The sequence below is a fragment of the Alteraquisediminimonas sediminicola genome, from assembly GCF_019740335.1.
GTDB lineage: Bacteria > Pseudomonadota > Alphaproteobacteria > Sphingomonadales > Sphingomonadaceae > Alteraquisediminimonas > Alteraquisediminimonas sediminicola.
On record NZ_JAHXZS010000001.1, the window covers coordinates 158,766 to 177,007 of the forward strand.

Consider the following 18,242-nt stretch of genomic DNA (forward strand, 5'->3'; position numbering starts at 1 on the left):
GCAGGAAGCGCCATGAGCCTGTCGCAAGACGACATCAAAACATCGCTGGATGCAGTGGCCGATCTTGACCCGGCCTTCGCGGCGATCATAGCAGAAATCGGTTATCCCCCGGCGCGGGTGCGGCCCATGGGATATGAAACCCTGTTGCGGACGATCCTTGGTCAGCAAGTGAGTGTCCATGCGGCCGCGGCGGTCTGGAAACGGCTGGAATCGCTAGTGGGGGCGGGCGCGGGGCCTGCGCAATTGCTCGTACAAAGTGATGAGGATCTGCGCGCATGTGGCTTGAGCCGGCAGAAGATCGGCTATGTCCGGTCTTTGGCGATGCTGGTCGAATCGGGGGAGGTCGATCTTCACGCCCTGCCGCACGAGGATGAAGCGGCGATTGCCGAATTGGTGCGGATCAAGGGGATTGGGCGCTGGTCGGCGGAAATTTATCTGTTATTTGCCGAAGGACGGGCGGACATCTGGCCTGCGGGCGATCTCGCGGTGCAGATCCAGTCTGGCCGCTGGGCACGGATGGATGCGCGCCCAAGCGAGGCCGAGACACGGGCCATGGCCGAGAATTGGCGGCCGCATCGCGGCGCGGTCGCGCTGTTGGCGTGGCATCAATATAATAATGTGGTGATGTGATGCGGCCAAAATCGGGTGGTTGGAATGGCTTGATCGGTGGCCGTCATTGGTATGTAGGCCTTGCGCTTTGCTGGCTGGGGCTGGCGGCGTGGATGATCCATTTCAAATGGGGCGCGATACTGCAATTCGGCCTTGGCGATACCGACGATAATCTGCGTTATTTGCAAGTGCGGGACTGGCTGAACGGACAGGGCTGGTTCGATCTGCGCCAGCACCGGCTGGCACCGCCAGAGGGCGCTAATCTCCATTGGTCGCGGCTGATCGATCTGCCGATTGCCGGGCTGTATCTGCTGGCGTCGTTGTTCATGGGCAGTTTCAGGGCGTGGCAATTGGCCGTTACCTTGGCCCCGATGATCCCGATGCTGGTCGCGATGGCGGCGTTGACCGTGATGATGCGGCGATTGATTGGGCGATGCTGGTGGCCGGCGGGGCTGGTGATGCTCTTTGGTTCGATGAACCTGTTGTACATGTGGATGCCGTTGCGGATCGACCATCATGGGTGGCAATTGGCCCTGTTAGCATGGGTGATGGCGGGCATGACCGATCCCTTGGCGCGGCGCGGCGGGTTGACTGTCGGCATTGCGAGCGCCTTGTCTTTGGCGATCGGGCTAGAGTTCGTGCATTTCCTGTTGTTGGCGGCGGCCTTGGCGGTGTTCGATTGGGGCTTAAGCGCGGTATCGGCGGTGCGGTTGCGGATGCATGGCCTGTCTTTGGGCGTGGGCGCGCTTATCATGTGGCTGGTGTTTGCCTCTTATGACAATCGCCTTGCGGTGTGCGATGCGCTGTCGCCGGTGTGGTTGCTGGTGATGATAGGCGGCGGCGGGGTGATGGTCATGCTGTCGATGGTTGCAGATCAGCGTCCATGGTTGCGGCTGATGCTGGCGACGGGGTGCGCGGTGCCGATTGCGCTCTTGTTTGCGCTGCTGTTTCCGCATTGCCTTGGTTCGCCAGAGGGGCTGACGCCGGCATTGCGGAGCTTGTGGTTTGAAAATATCCGCGAGGTTAAATCGGTAATGACCCGCGATTGGAAGTCGATCATGGCGATCATGACCGTGCCGGTGGTCGGGCTGATCGGTGCGGGCTTTGGTTGGTATCGAGAGAAGGATGACCGTTTGGCGGCGCGGTGGCGGGCCTTGGCGATTTTGTCGGCGGTCGCGGTGACGATGCTGTTCTGGCAGACGCGCGCCGCTGCATCTGCCCAATTAATCGGTATATTGGGGGCGGGGATGCTGGCGGCAACGCTGATTTCCAGCTTGCGCAGCTTGTCGATCTGGCTGCGACTGCCGTTGATTGTTGCGGTCTTGGCGTTACTGTCAGGCGTGGGCGGCCAATATGTGATGAAGCAATGGCCGAGCAAACCAGTCAGCAAATCCACTGGCAAATTTAACCGGACCGTGGCGCAGGCCGATCGGGAGTGTCAGTCTGCCAAATATCTTCGGCAATTGACGTCGCTGCCTTCAGGCATTGTCCTCACCCATGTCGATTTCGGCCCGCGCCTGATCGCGATGACCCATCATCAAGCCATTGCCGGGCCTTATCATCGCAATGGCAAGGCGATTATCGATGTCATGCGCTTTTTCCGGGGGAGCAGCACACAGGCCAAGCGCATCGCGGGCCGGTGGCACGTTGATTATGTGCTGGTGTGTCCGGGTATGCCAGAATCGACGATTTACAAGGCGCGTAGCCCGGATGGTTTTTATATGAAGCTGTTGGCGGGCAAGAGCCCGAATTGGCTGGAGGCTGTTGCCCTGCCGACGCCGACGCCCTATCGCCTGTGGCGGGTGCATCTGCCGAAAAGTAGTGCAAAATAGGAGCCGGACGACCCGGGCCAAATTCGTTGCGGCTGCTTCCTTCCGGATCTGACCGAGTTGGCGACAGTCCCGTCCGCCCGACTCCCGCGCTGGCACTAGTAGATTCGCGGACAAGAGGCAAGACGGGATGCATATTGAAGGGGGGTGTGAAAATTGCGCACCCAATGTCATGTAATATTGTATCCTTGGCCGCAATGTGCTTAAAGACAGCATCACGCATTGAAAGGCATGATGTTGAGTCGGATCATTGGAGCCATTGCTGCTTGGGAGCCGTTCCGTGGATGGGACTCGCTCGCTATGGCTGTATCCGGCGTTTGCCTGCTCCATTGCATGCTGACTTCGGTGTTTTTTGGCCTGCTCGCGACATTTGGCGGTATGTTCATGTCGCCGCTGTTCCATGAATTCGGCCTTGCGCTCGCGATCGTTTTTGCCGTGATCGCATTTGCGCGTGGCCTTGCCGAACATGGCGTTGCCTTGCCAAGCTGGGTTGGCGGGGCGGGCTTGGTCGCGATGACCTGCGCCTTATTGGTGCCGCATGGGCCGCAAGAAACCATGATGACGATGATCGGCGTGACGATCCTCGCTTATGGCCATTGGCTTAATCGCCGCGCTTCGGCCTGATTCTGCTTACTCTTAAATCGGCCTGACAAGTCTCACGGTTGCGCCGTGTCGCCCGGTCCACTACATTTCAGTAATGACAGAGACAATTGCCCATCATCATCGGCACGAGGAAATGCCGCTTCCCGACCTCGCCCGGCATACGCTGGAGCAGGCGAGTGAGCAGTGGACCCCGATGCGCGCGCGGGTGTTTGAGGCGATCAGCGGCTTTGATCGGCCTGTTTCGGCCTATGACATCGCCGAATCCCTGTCGAAGAGCGAAGGTCGACGGGTCGCGGCGAACAGCATTTATCGCATTCTCGATCTGTTCGTGGCGAACAACATCGTCCGTCGGATCGAGAGCGCCAACGCCTATGTCGTCAACAGCCATCCGGGCTGCGCCCATGATTGCATCTTCCTTGTGTGTGATGATTGCGGCAAGGCGATCCATATCGACGATGACAATCTGTCGCGCCGCCTGCGGACTGCCGCTAATGATGCCGGTTTTTCGTCGGTGCGCCCGGTGATCGAGGTCAAGGGCAAATGCGGGGATTGCGCGGCACGCTGAACTTACCCGGTGATGTCCCAATATGGACTTAGGTCGGTGTTGTTTTTGGCATAGGCAGATGCGATCCGGTTAGACAGTCCGATCCTAAATGGCTAAACGACGCCCCAATGACCCAATTGTCCCAGACCCCCTTACTTGATACCGTCAATCTGCCGTCTGATTTGCGTCAGTTGCGCCCCGATCAATTGCGCCAATTGGCCGATGAATTGCGGGCGGAGACGATTGCGGCGGTGTCTGTCACGGGTGGCCATCTGGGCGCGGGGCTGGGCGTGGTCGAACTGACGACGGCGATCCATTATGTCTTCAATACGCCGGAAGATCGCTTGATCTGGGATGTCGGCCATCAATGCTATCCGCATAAGATCCTGACAGGACGGCGCGACCGGATCAGGACGCTGCGTCAGGCGGGCGGGCTGTCCGGCTTCACCAAAAGGTCTGAAAGCGAATATGATCCGTTCGGCGCGGCTCATAGCTCGACCTCGATTTCCGCCGCCCTTGGCTTTGCGATTGCCAATAAGCTGGCGGGCAAGCCGGGACGCGGCATTGCGGTGATCGGCGATGGCGCGATGTCGGCGGGCATGGCCTATGAGGCAATGAACAATGCTGGCGAAGCTGGCAATCGCCTGATCGTTATTCTCAATGACAATGACATGTCGATTGCCCCGCCGGTTGGCGGCTTTTCGGCCTATCTCGCACGGTTGGTGTCGTCGCGCCCATTTTTGAGCGTACGCGAAATGGCGCGGCGGCTGGTACGGCATTTGCCCAAGCCACTGCATGATGCGGCACGCAAGACCGATGAATTTGCCCGTGGCATGGCGATGGGCGGGACATTGTTTGAAGAGCTTGGCTTTTATTATGTCGGGCCGGTCGATGGCCATAATCTCGATCAGCTCATTCCGGTGCTCGAAAATGTCCGCGATGCATCGGAAGGGCCGTGCCTGATCCATGTCGTGACGCAAAAGGGCAAGGGCTATGCCCCGGCGGAAGCCGCCGAGGACAAATATCACGGCGTCCAGAAATTCGATGTGGTGACCGGCGAACAGGCGAAATCGCCCTCCGGCCCGCCAAGCTATACCAATGTTTTTGCCAAGGCCCTGATGGCCGAAGCCGCACGTGACGACAAGATCGTGGCGATCACCGCCGCCATGCCATCCGGCACCGGTCTTGATAAATTTGCTGCGGCCTATCCCGATCGGTGTTTCGATGTCGGCATTGCCGAACAACATGCGGTGACCTTTGCGGCAGGGATGGCGGCGCAGGGCTATCGCCCGTTCTGCGCGATTTATTCGACCTTCCTCCAGCGTGCCTATGATCAGGTCGTGCATGATGTCGCGATCCAGAATTTGCCGGTGCGCTTTGGCATCGACCGGGCAGGGCTGGTCGGCGCGGATGGCAGCACCCATGCCGGGTCGTTCGACATCACCTATCTGGCGTCATTGCCGAATATGGTCGTGATGGCCGCTTCGGATGAGGCGGAACTGGTCCATATGGTCCACACCTGCGCCCTTTATGATGCCGGGCCGATTGCGGTGCGGTATCCGCGTGGCAATGGTACTGGCGTGGCGTTGCCGGATGCGCCGTTGCAGCTTGAAATCGGCAAGGGCCGGATCATTCGTCAGGGCAAGAAGGTTGCGATCCTGTCGCTTGGCACCAGGCTGGAAGAGGCGTTGAAGGCGGCGGATGCGCTGGAAGCGCGCGGATTGTCGACGACGGTCGCTGATTTGCGCTTTGCCAAGCCGCTTGATGTCGATCTCATTCGCCGCTTGCTCACCAGCCATGAAGTGGCGGTGACGGTCGAAGAGGGTTCGATTGGCGGCCTTGGCGCGCATGTGCTGACCATGGCATCGGATGAGGGGCTGATCGACGCGGGGTTAAAGCTCAGGACATTGCGCCTGCCGGATGTGTTTCAGGACCATGAATCGCCGCACAAGCAATATGAAGATGCCGGGTTGAACGCTAATGGCATTATCGATGCAGTGTTGAAGGCCTTGCGCGTGAACAGCACGGGTTCCGCCACCTCGGCCTGATTATTTGCCGACGAACATGAAGGCGATAGCGGCCATGATGCACGCAAAAGCGGCCATGTGTCGCCAGTGCAGCGGCTCGCCCAAAAATGCCACCATGAACACGCCAAAGACAATCAGCGCGATGGCCTCTTGCGTGATTTTGAGTTGTCCTGCCGACCAGCCGGATTGAAAGCCGATCCGGTTCGCCGGGACCGCAAGGCTATATTCGATCAGCGCAATGGACCAGCTGATCAGGATCACCGCGAGTATCGGGCGGTTGAGATTGCCGCCCTTCAAATGCCAATACCATGCGGTGGTCATGAAAATATTCGACAGCGAGAGCAAAAGCAGCGTGATCATGGGGCTGGTTAGCGCTTGATCGCGGGGGGCGTCAATCGCTGCCGACGGCGCGCGCCGCTTGACATGATATATTATAACATTAAATGTCGCGGCATGACGATAGACCGCAAACGCTCCCTTTCCGCCCTTCTGCCATCAAGCCTGTTGATCATAATGGCGAGTGTCGCACCGGCGGTACAGGCTGAGGTTCTGGCGACAGCGCCCGCCAAGCATGTGGAACAACCCGCACCCGACATCATCGTCACCGCCATGTCGCGCGGTAAGGCGGATTTGCTCGCGGGGGTGGCCACCATGTCGGGAACCAAACTCAGCGATGCCCGCCGTCCGAGCCTTGGCGACACGCTCGCTAGCCTTCCCGGCGTATCGAGCAGCGGCTTTGGCCCTGCGGCGGCGCGACCGATATTGCGCGGGCTAGGCGGGGATCGGCTGCGAATTTTGACGGATGGCGTCGGGTCGTTCGATGCCTCGGCAAGTAGCGCGGATCATGCGGTGTCGATCAACCCGATGACCGCCGAACGGATCGAGGTCGTGCGCGGGCCGACGGCGCTGTTATACGGTTCCTCCGCCATTGGCGGTGTGGTCAATGTCATCGATAATCGCATCCCGCGCCGCGTGCCGAACGAAGCGGTGCATGCCGAGGGCGATATTGGCTATGGCAGCGCGGCGGATGAACGCACGGCGGGTGGTTCGTTGACCGGCGGTTTGGGCGGCGGCTGGGTGGCCCATATCGATGGCATTTGGTTGAAGGCCAATGACCTGAAAACGGGCGGCTATATTTTGAGCGCACCTCTTCGGGCCGAGGCAGCAGCGGTGAATGATCCAGCTGTGCAGGCCAATGCACAATTGCGCGGCAGGCTTGGCAATAGCGCGGTCAAGACATGGGATGTCGGCGCGGGCCTTGCCTATATCGATGCGAATGGCAGCAATATCGGCGTGTCGCTGGCGCGGCATGATAGCCTTTATGGTATTCCGAACCGGCTGCAAACCAGCCTCGGCACGGCTCCAGAGGGCGATGTGCGGATTGATATGCGCCAGTATAGGGCCGATTTTCGGGCTGAAATCGTTGCGGGTGGATCTTGGATCGATCGGTTGAAATTGCGGGCGGGCTATGCCGATTATCGCCATGCGGAATTGGAGCCGGACGGCGGGATCGGCACGCAGTTTTTCAACAAGGGCATGGAAGTCCGGTTCGATGCCGTGCAGGCGGGCCGTGGCGGCTGGAGCGGATCGAGCGGCGCGCAATTTTTCAACCGCGAATTTGAAGCGGTCGGCGCAGAGAAATTCCTGCCGCCCAGCCAGACCGATCAAATGAGCCTGTTCACCCTTCAACAATTCGATTTCGGGCGGTTCAAGGCAGAGGCGGGCGCACGGCTGGAACGCAATGTTGCGCGGGCGCGTGCGGATGTTGACCTTGCGACATCGGCGTTATCACGGCGCTTTACCGCTTATAGCGGATCAGCCGGTGCCTCTTACGAATTGATCGACGATTGGCGCTTTGGCGTCAGCCTGACCCATGCGGAACGCGCCCCCAATGCGGAGGAGCTTTTTTCCAACGGTCCCCATGCCGGGACATTGGCATTTGAACGCGGCAATCCCGATCTTGCGAAGGAGCAAAGCAACGGCGCGGAATTGACCCTGCGCGGGCGTTTGGCCTGGCTGACGATTGATGTATCGGCTTATTACAATCGCTATCGCAACTTTGTGTATCAGGCCCCGACCGGTGAAATTGTCGATGATCTGCCCGCCTATCAGATGATGCAGGGCCGTGCGGTGCATAAGGGCTTTGAAGCCGAGTTGAAACAGCAGCTTGGGGTCTATCGCGGTGTTGCGCTGTCGGCTGACGTCATGGTGGATTATGTGCGGGCGACGGTGAAGAATTACGGCCCTGCGCCCCAAATTCCGCCGTTGCGCGTGTTGGCGGGCGTGGACGCGCGTGCGAATAATTTCGATCTGCGGGCAGAGGTGGAGCATGTCACCGCCGCCAACCGCCTTGCCCCGGTAGAGACCTCGACGTCGGATTTCACCCTTGTGAACCTGTCATCGACATGGCGGCCTTGGGGGACGGATGCGCCGCTGAGCCTGCGGCTGTCGGTCAACAATCTGTTCGATGTGACGGCGCGGCGTCATGCCAGCCTATTGAAGGATGATGCCCCGATGGCGGGCCGCGATGTGCGATTGGGGGCGGCCATCCGTTTTTAGAGCCAGCGGAGAAGCGCCAGCGCGGCTGCATTGCGACTTGCAAGGGGATAGAGCGCGGCTTATCTGGCAGATCATATCGCCAAGCATAGAAAGATTCCCGCCGTGGCTGACGTCCATCATACCAAAATGCTGATCCTCGGTTCCGGTCCTGCGGGCCTGTCTGCCGCCATTTATGGCGCGCGCGCGGGGATGAATCCCATTGTCGTGCAGGGCATTCAGCCGGGCGGCCAGCTCACCACCACCACCGAAGTGGAAAATTACCCCGGCTTTCGCGAGGTGATTCAAGGCCCGTGGCTGATGCAGGAAATGCAGGCGCAGGCCGAACATGTCGGCGCGCGGATGATGTATGATCATATCGCCAGTGTCGATCTGTCGAGCCGCCCGTTCAAGCTGATCGGCGATGGCGGCACGATTTATGAAGGCGATACATTGGTTATCGCGACCGGGGCGCAGGCCAAATGGCTTGGGATCGAAAGCGAAACCCTGCTGCGCGGCAAGGGCGTGTCAGCCTGCGCGACCTGCGATGGCTTCTTCTATCGCGGCAAGAAGGTCGCGGTGATCGGTGGCGGCAATACGGCGGTGGAAGAGGCGTTATACCTCACCAACCACAGCCAGGACGTCACCTTGATCCACCGTCGCGACAGCTTACGCGCGGAGAAGATCTTGCAGGACCGGCTGTTCGCCCATCCGCATATCAAGGTGATCTGGAACCATGAAGTCAGCCGCTTCATCGGTGGTGGCCAGCCGGAGGGTCTGGTCGCGATGGAGTTGCGTGACTTGAACAGCGGCGCGTTACAAGTCATTGATGTTGATGGAGGTTTTGTCGCCATTGGCCATCAGCCCGCGACCGATATTTTCAAGGGCCATCTCGCGCTTGATAATGAAGGCTATATGTTGGTCGAACCGGGCCGGACGATGACGAATGTGCCGGGCGTGTTCGCTTGTGGCGATGTCGCCGACCGCATTTATCGTCAGGCCGTGACGGCGGCAGGCACCGGCTGCATGGCCGCGCTCGATGCCGAACGCTTCCTCGGCCACGCGGGCTAATCTCCGCGTAACACCCGCAGACAAAAATCCCGCAATGCGGCTGCATCGGCCTCGCCAGCAAAGCTGTGCGAGGCCGTGTTGTATTGGTCGATATGGATATTGGCGCGGCGACGCGCTGCGGTAAAATGTGGTCCCGTCCATGCGTCCGCAAAGGCGATGGCGGTATTATCATATCGGGCGAGCAGGATATGCACCGGCAGATCGCTTTGCGCCAAGCACTGCCCCAACCGAGCGCCCAGTGCGTCGGGGACCAGCGGGGGCGAGGAGGTGAATATCTTGCGAATCCCTATCAGTAATTTTCGATAATCAACTGATCCGGTTATAAGTTTTTTCCAACCCGTCAGGTGGGTCAATTGGTTGATATAACGCGCGCGGATCGCGGATGAGGGGGGTAGGGGCTGGCCAGCCGCCTCATCAATCGTCCATGGATTGCTGAGCAGCAGCCCGGATAACCCCAGATTGTGGTGATGCAGGACAAGCGCCGCCGCCGCATCGCAATTGCCATAGGCATAGATATGCCGCACCTGCGGACAGGCGTGGCGTAGCGCGGCGATGGCGGCGGCAATATCTGGGGCGACATTTTCGAAGCCGGGGTCAACGCCCCCGCTATCGCCCACCCCGCGTCGATCAAAGCGCAGGACGTTGATCTGGTGGCGGCGTAAATGGCTGGCCAATTGCGCCATGCCCTGATGTGCGCCGCTGCGGATTTCGGTGCCGCCGCTGACGATCAATAACGCGGTGTCGGCGTTATCTGCTTGATCCAGCGTGGCCGCCAAAGAGGCGTCTTCGCAGGTGAAATGGAGGAGGGCGCGCATCAATCGAGCCATGTCGTGATCGCATTGGCCATTGCCGCCGCCATGGGCAGGGAGCGGCCCGGCTCGGCATGCCGCCACATCGGTTCGCCTTGCAGTGTTGGGCTATCTGTTTTCTTTGAATTTGTCTCAAGTTGATAGGATATTACATTGTTATTATAGGGAAATATTATGTTTGATAACCCTTCAAACAAGGCGGGCGATAACCAATAGCCCCCGATGTTCAGTCCTTTGGCGCTGCCCAAAGCCATCAGTTGCGCGGAGGTGGAGGATAGGCCCAATCCACGATCATTTGCCATGCGTAGCCGCAGTAATTCCCGGATGATTGTCGGCCCATCAATCGCGGCCAGCGACCAATGCGGAAGGTGTTGGCTTTGCCGCCCCAATATCGCGCCGCCACGCAGTGCGATGATCGCTTCGGCCTTGATGTCGGATGCGGCCCTATCGACGGCATCATGCCAATCATCAAGGGTCAGCAGCGCCGGATCGGTCTCGCTTTCCCCCGTGCCGGGGAGATCGATCATCCAGCAGGAAAAACCCTGTTGCACCAGTAACATGGCGCAGTCCGCCATCAAGCGGCGGCAACGGTTCATCTCGCCAAATAAGGGCGGCACGAATAAAAGCGGGCGGTCATTGTCGCCCAGACCGCCATCAAGCCCGCCGCCAAGCCAGCCGGTAAGCCAGATCGGGCCGGTCGCAGCGGGGATGAAGCGCTGTACGACCGTCCGTTCATAATTATTTATTCTGTTTTTTAACAATGAGATATGAGAGGAGGTTTCCATAATTTTCGAACAGGGTGCCATCGAGATCTTCATCATCGACCATGATGCCGAAATGATCTTCCAATTCCGTCAACAAGCTGGCGACGGCCATGGAATCGAGTTCCGGCAAGGCACCGAATAGCAACGTCTCCGCCGTGAACGCATGAACGCGATCTTCGCTGATTCCCAGCGCCGAAGACATGAGCGCGCGTAGTTGCAGGTCGAGGGCGCTGATATCGGACATTATTTTTCCTTCGATCGATCATCGGACGCGCCTTGCGACCCGGCGAAGTGCCGTTTCAGCAAGCGCGAGGACGCCGCTTATACGAAGGGGGTGCGCCATTGTCATCCGCGCCAATGGCAATTTTCGGTCCATCCAATCGGCTTTATACGCATCGTCACCGGTGCCGAAATCGATCCGATGGGGCTGGTCTTGATCGAGCACATGGCGAAACATCGCTTGGCTCAATAACGTGCCGGGGGAATAGGCGCGGGCATGATGGGCATAGCTCAGCTTATGAATGATCGCGATTTGGTGATCGACCGTCCAAAGCTGACAGGCGACAGCCTCTTGCTGATGATAAGCGATGCCGAGCCTTAAACTGCCGTCGCGCCCTGCGGCGCGCGCCATATCGCGGACAAAGCCGGGAGCGCCTTCGGTTGGTTTCCAGCTTTTGGCATAGATCATTTCATAATAATGCCAAATATCATGCTGAAATTTATGGTGAATATGTATATCCAACATGGCCTGTTTGGCGCGGCGCTGGACGGTATTGCGCAGGCGGGAAGGACGAGCGGACCAATAGGCGTCAAAGCCCAAGCCCTTGGTATCCGCCACCCAATTGGCCGCGCTGTCCGCCCGATCAATGATCCAGCCCGACAGGCGAAAGGCCGTGCCGATCAGATCTGCGATCCCGCGTTCGGTTGGCACCGGATAAAGCGATAATGTGCCGCAGTGCCGCTTCAAGTCGCGGGCAATGGCGGCGAGCAAGGTGACGCGGTGGCCGGTGTCTTCGGTCCCGGCCCAGATCGGTTGAAATTTGAGACTATACCAACAGGCCCATGCGGCCCCCTTGCCCTTGTCGATCATCAGCGGCAACCAGCAATGCGCCCCCTTGCCATCTGATACATGGGCAATACGCAGCGCCTCTCCGGCAGGGAAATGGCGGTCCAGCATCTGGAACCAATCGGCGCGGTCAAACAGTGATATTTGCGCGTCCCGGGACAAATGATGTCCCGCCTCAACGCGCAAGGCCTCGACAGAACGCAAATAATTTACCAACAACGCCATAACAAAAGCTTTATAGGACCCGGATACTAAGGATCGGTGAAAGCGTGGAACTCCAGCTACAACAATTGGCAAGCAAGCCGCTTGATCATCTGGCGCTTGCTGGAGAGATACATGCGCCTGCCTTGATCGACAAGGCCGGATTGATCTCTTTTGTCGAATTGGATCAAATTGTTGGGAAGATGGCGGCATGGCTGCTGTCTCAGGATCTGACCAAGGGGGATCGGGTCGCATCTTGGGGGCCGAAGTCCCGGTTGACCTGCCTGATGCCGCTCGCTTGCGCGCGGGCAGGGTTGGTGCATGTGCCGATCAATCCCGCGCTCAAGGCTCTGCAAGTCGCGCATATCCTGAATGACAGCGGGGCGCGCTTGCTGATCGCGGGGGCAGCTCGGCTGCAAAATTTGTGCGATCATGACGTCAGTTTTCCGGCCAAGGTGCTGGATGAGGCGGATGTGTGGCCGGACATGCTGGCGGGACGCGATACGCTTGCGCCATCCAGCCATGGTCCGGATATGCTTGCGGCGATACTTTATACCTCCGGTTCGACCGGGCGGCCCAAGGGGGTGATGCTCAGCCATCAAAATATGATGCTCGGCGCGGTGAGCGTGGCGACTTATTTGAAGCTGGGGGCGGATGATCGGACCTTGTGTGTCCTGCCCTTGGCATTCGATTATGGGCAGAACCAGTTGCTATCGACCTGGGCCGCAGGGGGCGCGGTTGTGCCGTTTGATTATCTGTTGCCGCGCGATGTCGTGAAGGCAGTCGCGCGTTATGAGATCACCACGCTTGCGGGCGTGCCGCCCTTATGGGTGCAATTGGATGAAGTACCTTGGCCTACCGAGGCGATTGCGCCGTTGCGTCGCCTGACGAACAGCGGTGGGCGGCTGCCGGTGCCACTTGTAAACAAGATGCGGGCGCGGTTCCCTTTAGCGGACCTGTATTTGATGTATGGCCTGACCGAGGCATTTCGTTCGACCTATCTTGATCCCGCGCTGGTGGATCAGTTCCCGGATGCGGTGGGTATGGCCATTCCCTTTACCGAAGTGCGGATTGTGCGTCCCGATGGGCGTGAGGCGGAGGTAGGCGAGCCGGGTGAATTGGTCCATGGCGGGCCATTGGTGGCGCAGGGCTATTGGCAGGATGCGGCGCGGACCGCCGAGCGTTTTCGGCCCGCGCCAAGCTGCATGGCCTACCAGGGCATGGTGGTGTGGTCGGGCGATACGCTGGTGCGTGATGTGGCGGGCCTGTTGCGCTTTGTCGGGCGAGATGATGAGATGATCAAGGTCTCCGGCAATCGCATCAGCCCGACCGAGATTGAAGAGGCCGCCATCGCTTCAAAACATGTGGCCGAAGCGGTGGCCTTTGGGGTGGCGGATGATCGGCTTGGTCAGGCGATTTGGCTGGTGGCGCGGCCTGTTGGTGCGGTGCAGGATGAGCCGGGCTTGATCGGCTGGTTCCGGCGTGAGATGCCGAGCCATATGGTGCCGCAGCGGATCATCTGGCGCGATGCATTTCCACGTAATCCCAATGGCAAGCTGGACCGGGTTCAGATTCGTAATGAGGTATTAGCATGAAGCCGATGGGGCCTATTCCCCCTTATTTCGAGGTGCGGGCAGGCCAGCTTGTCCTTGCGGGCCAGCCCTTTTCGCATTGGCTGGCACAGGTCGAGACGACGCCCGCCTTTATTTATGACATGGGTGTGGTGCGGCAAAAGGTCGCGGCCTTTCGTGCGGCTATGCCGTCTGAAGTTTCGCTCCATTATGCGGTGAAGGCCAATCCCTTGCCCGCATTGATCCGGGCGATGGTAACAGAGGTCGACGCCTTTGACGTCGCCTCCGGTGGCGAATTGGAGCGTGTTTTGGCGGCGGGTGCGGCAGCGGAACAGATCAGCTTTGCCGGGCCGGGCAAGCGGGATGCGGCGTTGGAGGCCGCCATTCGTGCGGGCGTTACCATCAATCTGGAATCGGAAAGTGAGGCGGCGCGGGCGCTCTCCATCGCGGCGCGGCTTGGGGTGCGGCCCCGGCTGGCAGTCAGGGTCAATCCGGATTTCGACATCAAGGGGTCGGGCATGCGCATGGGCGGCGGGGCCAAGCCGTTCGGCGTCGACGCCGAGCGCGTGCCTGATTTGGTGCGCCAGTTGGTAGATGCAGGCGCGGATTGGCGGGGTTTCCATATTTTCGCAGGCTCGCAGGCGCTGGATACGGAGGCGTTGATCGCGACCCAACAGGCGACAGTAAAGCTAGCGGCGGATTTGGCGACACAAGCAGGCGTTGCGCCGCCCAGTGTCAATCTCGGCGGTGGGTTCGGTATTCCCTATTTCCCCGGCGATACGCCCGTCGATGTTGAGCGCATTGGCGCAGCGCTCAACGCCACTTTAGCGCCACGGCCAGAGATCTTGCGCGACACCCATTTCCATATCGAGCTTGGCCGTTGGCTGGTCGGGGAATGCGGCGTTTATCTGACGCGGATTTTGGATCGCAAGATCAGCCATCAGGAGGTATTCCTCGTGGTGGATGGCGGGTTGCAGCATCAATTGGCCGCGAGCGGCAATTTCGGCACGGTGGTGCGGCGCAATTACCCCTTGGCGATTGCCAGCGCGATGGATGCGCCGGGGGATGAGGAAGTGTCGGTCGTCGGGTGCTTATGCACACCGCTGGATCGCTTGGGCGACAAGGTCGGGCTACCCCATGCCGAACCGGGGGATGTGGTCGCGATCTTCCTTGCCGGGGCCTATGGCGCATCCGCCAGCCCGATGGACTTTCTGGGCCATGGACCTGCCGAGGAAATGCTGGTCGGCGTGTGAGAGGCTTTAGCATTCGTATTTTATAGCCTAATAGAATCTTCACCTATTCGAGGTAAAAAGTCTGTAATCATATCCATATCCGCTTGTGTTTGCGGGTTGGATCTATGTGTTTGTGCGTGTGTTGTGTTGCGGAGTTGTGTTTATGCGTTGGACCTATCGGTCAAAACTGGCGTGCAGCCTTGGTGTGGCGGCTATCGCCCTTACTGGTTGCGGCATGACCCTCGGCGGTCGTTCGTCAGCCACGCTCCCTTCGGCGGCCTTTGTGCAGCGCGATGAAGGGCCGGGCGATGAATATGTCATTGGCCCGCTCGATCAATTGACGATCTTCATCTGGCGCAATCCCGAATTGGGCGCAAAGGTGCAGGTGCGGCCTGATGGCCGCATCACGACCCCGTTGATTGCGGACATGCCGGCGGTGGGCAAGACATCAGCCATGCTGGCAGATGATATGAAGATCATGCTGGCGCAATATATCAAAGACCCGCTGGTTTCGGTGATCGTGGAGCAATTTTCCGGCACTTTTTCACAGCAAATTCGCATCGTGGGCGCGACCGAAAAACCGGCGTCCTTACCCTATCGCGTGAATATGACGTTACTTGACGCGATGATCGCGGTGGGCGGTATTTCGGAATATGCGGCGGGCAACCGGGCGCGACTGGTCCGGTTTGATCGAAAGAGCGGCCAGCAAAAGGAATATAAGGTCCGCATTGCCGATCTGCTGAAACGCGGGGACAGCCGTGCCAATGTCAAATTGGCACCGGGTGACGTCATCATCATCCCTGAAAGCATGTTCTGATCAACATGTTTAGCCCCTTGCACCAAATGACAGAGCGACTGACCAGATGACTGGCATTTATGAAGAATTGCGACTGATCACCCATGTGGCGTGGCGCAAGCGGTGGCTTGCGTTGGCTGTTGCGTGGATCGTGGCGATCATTGGCTGGCTGATTATTTCGTTGATTCCCAATGGCTATGCATCGGAATCGCAGATTTCGGTGGAGATGCAGTCGTTGCTTCCCGGCAAGATCGGGGTGGTGCCAGCCGAGCGCGCACAGGAGATTGAGCGGGTCAAACAGACCCTGATTTCGAGCATCAGCCTTGAAAAAGTGGTGCGCGGCACGCGCCTCGCCTCTGAAGTCCGCACGCCCCGCGACATGGCGTTGATGGTCGATCAATTGCGCGATGATCTTTCTGTCAAGTCCGTACAAAATCTGTTCAAGATTACGGCCCGCTCTGCGCGGCGCGGCCTGTCCGAACGTGAAAATGCGCGATTGGCTCAGGAAATCAACCAAAAGCTGCTCGACATTTTCGTGGCCGATAATCTCGCGGGCAATCGCGATGAGACCAATCAGACATTGCAGTTTTTCGACGAGCAACTGGCGCGCCGGGAAAAAGAACTGCAAACGGCGGAACAGGCGAAGGCTGATTTCGAATTGCGTTATGCTGGTTTGTTGCCCGATTCAGCTACGGGCGCAGGTCGGATGGATCAGGCTCGCGCGGAACTGGCCAGCGTCGAGCAAAACCTGATTTCCGCACAGAGCGCGCTGGTTGCCGTGCAAACCCAATTCGCCTCAACCCCGGCGGCGAATGTTCTTGGTGGCGATGGACGGGTGGGGCAGTTGGAGGCCCAGATTGTGGAAGCGCAATCAAAAGGCTGGACCGAGAGCCATCCCGATATGAAGGCCATGCGCAAGCAATTGGCCGCCGCGCGCGCTGCTTTGAAAAGTGCTGGCGGTGGCGTGGCGGTCAGCAACCCGGCCCATGCATCGTTACGCGCCATATATGCGGAGCGTCAGGCGATTTTGGCCGGTCTGCGCGTGCGCAGGGCGGCGTTGCAGGCGGAGGTTAATGCCTTCACCAATCGCAGCGCCGCCGCGCCGAACATCACCGCCCAACAAGCGCAGATGAACCGCGATTATGATGTGATGAAAGCGCAATATGACAAGTTGTTGAAGGATCGTGAGGAAATTCGCCTGCGGAGCGATGTCGAGAGTCAGACGGACTCCGTCAAATTTCGCGTGATCGATCCGCCAAGCGACCCACGGAAACCGGATGCGCCCAATCGTCCTTTATTGTTGTTTGCGGTGCTGGTGATCGCCTTGGGTGCAGGCGTTGGCACGGCTGTAGTGGCTGGGCAGATCCACCGCACCTATGCCAGCATTCCCGTGCTGCAACGGTCGAGCGGGATGAATGTGCTGGGGGCGATCAGCCATGTCGCGACATTGAGCGATACGGCTCGACAGCGTCGTCATGCCAAATTGTTCAGGGGCGTGTTGTTGGGTCTTTTTGCCTGCTTCATCGCGTTGATGGCAGTTGAATTGATCCAGCGCGGCACGGTGGCGTGATGGGAGAGCAAAAGATGGACTTTCAACAGAATAACCGTCGCCAGAATGATCGACTGTCAGGTGACAGACCGCAAGCGCCCAGACGGAGATGGTCGTTGTTGGAGCGGGCATCGGCGCGTCTCAATCTATCGCCGCGTTTTGACGGTCTCTCTGGACCGTTAAAGCCATATGATCCGATTCAGGCCGCACATGAGGCGAAGGTTGCTGCGGCAATCGCCGCCAATGCGCAGGCCGATGCAAGGGGGCATGAGCCGCCCAAAGCAGCAATACCGATCGGCACGCCGTCGCGCAGCGGTCGGGTGAACCATGGGGATTTACAATTAAAAGGCTATTTGCGTTACGATGCGCCGGTGACAGGGCTTGCCGAAGAATTCCGGCGGGTGAAGCGGCAATTATTGGGCGCGGCGGGTGGTGACGATCCGCGTGCGCGGATCATTCTCGTCTGTTCGGCCCAACCGGACGAAGGCAAGACCTTTTGTGCCGTCAATCTCGCCTTGTCGATGGCGGGCGAGCAGGATCTCGATGTCTTGCTCGTCGATGCCGATTGCGCCAAGCCTGAGGTGTTATCAACTCTCGGCCTGTCGGGCGGTGCGGGACTGATTGATGCGCTTGCCGATCCCTCTGTTCCATTAGAGGATTGCATCATTCAGACCGATATCCCGAATTTGCAGGTGCTGCCTGCGGGAAGGCTGAGCCATGGCGCGACGGAATTGCTGACATCGCGTCGGGCGGAAGAGCTTTTTGCCCGGCTGATCGCGGGCAAGCCCAATCGCATCGTGATCTGCGACAGCGCGCCTGCCTTATATGTCTCCACTGCATCGGTGATGGCGATGCATGCCGGACAGGTGTTGCTGGTGGTGCGCGCTGACAAGACTGTCGAAACGGAAATTCAGGAAGCGTTGGAAATGCTGAAAACATGTTCCAACATTCATTTGCTGCTGAATGGCGTGACGTTCTCCCCCTTTGGTCGCCGCGTCGGCAAAGATTATGGCTATGGGGAGCAACCGAGGTGATC

17 protein-coding genes and 1 other RNA gene are annotated in these 18,242 nt (G+C 59.1%); 12 read left to right on the plus strand and 6 right to left on the minus strand.

Features of this window, described 5'->3' with window-relative positions:
- Window positions 1-12 precede the first annotated feature (12 nt).
- Window positions 13-630, plus strand: coding sequence for a DNA-3-methyladenine glycosylase family protein (locus tag K6117_RS00835; RefSeq protein WP_221791888.1), 618 nt, complete (start codon window positions 13-15; stop codon window positions 628-630).
- Window positions 630-2,441: an AcrB/AcrD/AcrF family protein gene (locus tag K6117_RS00840; protein WP_221791889.1), complete on the plus strand. Its 1,812-nt coding sequence runs from the start codon at window positions 630-632 to the stop codon at window positions 2,439-2,441. The genes K6117_RS00835 and K6117_RS00840 overlap by 1 nt, the downstream gene beginning before the upstream one ends.
- Here K6117_RS00840 and ffs read toward each other — a convergent pair.
- Window positions 2,435-2,529: signal recognition particle sRNA small type (ffs, locus tag K6117_RS00845), an RNA gene on the minus strand. The two genes, K6117_RS00840 and ffs, sit on opposite strands and share 7 nt — an antisense overlap.
- Window positions 2,530-2,738: 209 nt before the next feature.
- Here ffs and K6117_RS00850 point away from each other — a divergent pair.
- The 3 genes from K6117_RS00850 to dxs all read left to right on the plus strand — a co-directional run bounded on the left by K6117_RS00850 (window position 2,739) and on the right by dxs (window position 5,633).
- Window positions 2,739-3,062: a MerC domain-containing protein gene (locus tag K6117_RS00850; protein WP_246604743.1), complete on the plus strand. Its 324-nt coding sequence runs from the start codon at window positions 2,739-2,741 to the stop codon at window positions 3,060-3,062.
- 73 nt (window positions 3,063-3,135) lie between these two features.
- Window positions 3,136-3,606: a Fur family transcriptional regulator gene (locus K6117_RS00855; RefSeq protein ID WP_221791890.1), complete on the plus strand. Its 471-nt coding sequence runs from the start codon at window positions 3,136-3,138 to the stop codon at window positions 3,604-3,606.
- A gap of 107 nt (window positions 3,607-3,713) precedes the next feature.
- Window positions 3,714-5,633 carry a 1-deoxy-D-xylulose-5-phosphate synthase gene (gene dxs / locus K6117_RS00860; protein ID WP_221791891.1) on the plus strand — a complete coding sequence of 640 codons (1,920 nt, stop codon included), beginning with the start codon at window positions 3,714-3,716 and terminating at the stop codon, window positions 5,631-5,633.
- Here dxs and K6117_RS00865 read toward each other — a convergent pair whose 3' ends face one another.
- On the minus strand, window positions 5,634-5,972 hold the full coding sequence (locus K6117_RS00865) for a DMT family protein (RefSeq protein ID WP_221791892.1): 339 nt from the start codon (window positions 5,970-5,972) through the stop codon (window positions 5,634-5,636).
- Between the two features lie 93 nt (window positions 5,973-6,065).
- On the opposite strand from K6117_RS00865, the gene K6117_RS00870 reads away from it, so the two are divergent.
- A complete protein-coding gene (locus K6117_RS00870; protein ID WP_221791893.1) occupies window positions 6,066-8,171 on the plus strand; it encodes a TonB-dependent receptor in 2,106 nt (701 codons plus the stop codon).
- A 126-nt stretch (window positions 8,172-8,297) separates the two neighbouring features.
- Entirely contained in the window at window positions 8,298-9,218 is a 921-nt protein-coding gene (gene trxB / locus K6117_RS00875) for a thioredoxin-disulfide reductase (RefSeq protein WP_221792795.1), read from the plus strand.
- Here trxB and K6117_RS00880 read toward each other — a convergent pair.
- Genes K6117_RS00880 through K6117_RS00895 form a run of 4 tightly spaced genes read right to left on the minus strand, consistent with a single transcriptional unit; the run spans window position 9,215 to window position 12,082 of the window.
- Window positions 9,215-10,033, minus strand: a complete 819-nt coding sequence (locus tag K6117_RS00880) for a hydrolase 1, exosortase A system-associated (RefSeq protein WP_221791894.1) — start codon at window positions 10,031-10,033, stop codon at window positions 9,215-9,217. The genes trxB and K6117_RS00880 overlap by 4 nt on opposite strands.
- Window positions 10,033-10,788 (minus strand): alpha/beta hydrolase family protein, encoded by a 756-nt coding sequence (locus K6117_RS00885; protein ID WP_221791895.1) that lies wholly within the window; start codon window positions 10,786-10,788, stop codon window positions 10,033-10,035. Before K6117_RS00885 ends, K6117_RS00880 begins: the two co-directional genes overlap by 1 nt.
- Window positions 10,766-11,035, minus strand: coding sequence for an acyl carrier protein (locus K6117_RS00890; RefSeq protein WP_221791896.1), 270 nt, complete (start codon window positions 11,033-11,035; stop codon window positions 10,766-10,768). The genes K6117_RS00885 and K6117_RS00890 overlap by 23 nt, the downstream gene beginning before the upstream one ends.
- Window positions 11,036-11,053: 18 nt before the next feature.
- Window positions 11,054-12,082, minus strand: a complete 1,029-nt coding sequence (locus tag K6117_RS00895; protein WP_221791897.1) for a GNAT family N-acetyltransferase — start codon at window positions 12,080-12,082, stop codon at window positions 11,054-11,056.
- 44 nt (window positions 12,083-12,126) lie between these two features.
- Here K6117_RS00895 and K6117_RS00900 point away from each other — a divergent pair, with 44 nt between their 5' ends.
- The 5 genes from K6117_RS00900 to K6117_RS00920 all read left to right on the plus strand — a co-directional run bounded on the left by K6117_RS00900 (window position 12,127) and on the right by K6117_RS00920 (window position 18,240).
- Complete coding sequence (locus K6117_RS00900) at window positions 12,127-13,653, plus strand: acyl-CoA ligase (AMP-forming), exosortase A system-associated (protein WP_343211709.1); 1,527 nt, start codon at window positions 12,127-12,129, stop codon at window positions 13,651-13,653.
- The gene (locus K6117_RS00905; RefSeq protein ID WP_221791898.1) at window positions 13,650-14,882 is read left to right on the plus strand and encodes a pyridoxal-dependent decarboxylase, exosortase A system-associated; all 1,233 of its coding nucleotides are present in this window, start codon (window positions 13,650-13,652) and stop codon (window positions 14,880-14,882) included. The genes K6117_RS00900 and K6117_RS00905 overlap by 4 nt, the downstream gene beginning before the upstream one ends.
- Window positions 14,883-15,024: 142 nt before the next feature.
- Window positions 15,025-15,678, plus strand: coding sequence for an XrtA/PEP-CTERM system exopolysaccharide export protein (locus K6117_RS00910; RefSeq protein ID WP_221791899.1), 654 nt, complete (start codon window positions 15,025-15,027; stop codon window positions 15,676-15,678).
- Between the two features lie 46 nt (window positions 15,679-15,724).
- Window positions 15,725-17,227, plus strand: coding sequence for an XrtA system polysaccharide chain length determinant (locus tag K6117_RS00915; RefSeq protein WP_221791900.1), 1,503 nt, complete (start codon window positions 15,725-15,727; stop codon window positions 17,225-17,227).
- A gap of 95 nt (window positions 17,228-17,322) precedes the next feature.
- Window positions 17,323-18,240: an AAA family ATPase gene (locus tag K6117_RS00920; protein WP_246604744.1), complete on the plus strand. Its 918-nt coding sequence runs from the start codon at window positions 17,323-17,325 to the stop codon at window positions 18,238-18,240.
- Window positions 18,241-18,242 lie beyond the last annotated feature (2 nt).

Bases quoted from the DNA above. Each gene is read 5' to 3' on its own strand.
- K6117_RS00835 (WP_221791888.1), top strand. From the start codon at position 13: ATGAGCCTGTCGCAAGACGACATCAAAACATCGCTGGATGCAGTGGCC.
- K6117_RS00840 (WP_221791889.1), top strand. From the start codon at position 630: ATGCGGCCAAAATCGGGTGGTTGGAATGGCTTGATCGGTGGCCGTCAT.
- K6117_RS00850 (WP_246604743.1), top strand. From the start codon at position 2,739: ATGGCTGTATCCGGCGTTTGCCTGCTCCATTGCATGCTGACTTCGGTG.
- K6117_RS00855 (WP_221791890.1), top strand. From the start codon at position 3,136: ATGACAGAGACAATTGCCCATCATCATCGGCACGAGGAAATGCCGCTT.
- dxs (WP_221791891.1), top strand. From the start codon at position 3,714: ATGACCCAATTGTCCCAGACCCCCTTACTTGATACCGTCAATCTGCCG.
- K6117_RS00865 (WP_221791892.1), bottom strand. From the start codon at position 5,972: ATGATCACGCTGCTTTTGCTCTCGCTGTCGAATATTTTCATGACCACC.
- K6117_RS00870 (WP_221791893.1), top strand. From the start codon at position 6,066: ATGACGATAGACCGCAAACGCTCCCTTTCCGCCCTTCTGCCATCAAGC.
- trxB (WP_221792795.1), top strand. From the start codon at position 8,298: ATGCTGATCCTCGGTTCCGGTCCTGCGGGCCTGTCTGCCGCCATTTAT.
- K6117_RS00880 (WP_221791894.1), bottom strand. From the start codon at position 10,033: ATGCGCGCCCTCCTCCATTTCACCTGCGAAGACGCCTCTTTGGCGGCC.
- K6117_RS00890 (WP_221791896.1), bottom strand. From the start codon at position 11,035: ATGTCCGATATCAGCGCCCTCGACCTGCAACTACGCGCGCTCATGTCT.
- K6117_RS00895 (WP_221791897.1), bottom strand. From the start codon at position 12,082: ATGGCGTTGTTGGTAAATTATTTGCGTTCTGTCGAGGCCTTGCGCGTT.
- K6117_RS00905 (WP_221791898.1), top strand. From the start codon at position 13,650: ATGAAGCCGATGGGGCCTATTCCCCCTTATTTCGAGGTGCGGGCAGGC.
- K6117_RS00910 (WP_221791899.1), top strand. From the start codon at position 15,025: ATGCGTTGGACCTATCGGTCAAAACTGGCGTGCAGCCTTGGTGTGGCG.
- K6117_RS00915 (WP_221791900.1), top strand. From the start codon at position 15,725: ATGACTGGCATTTATGAAGAATTGCGACTGATCACCCATGTGGCGTGG.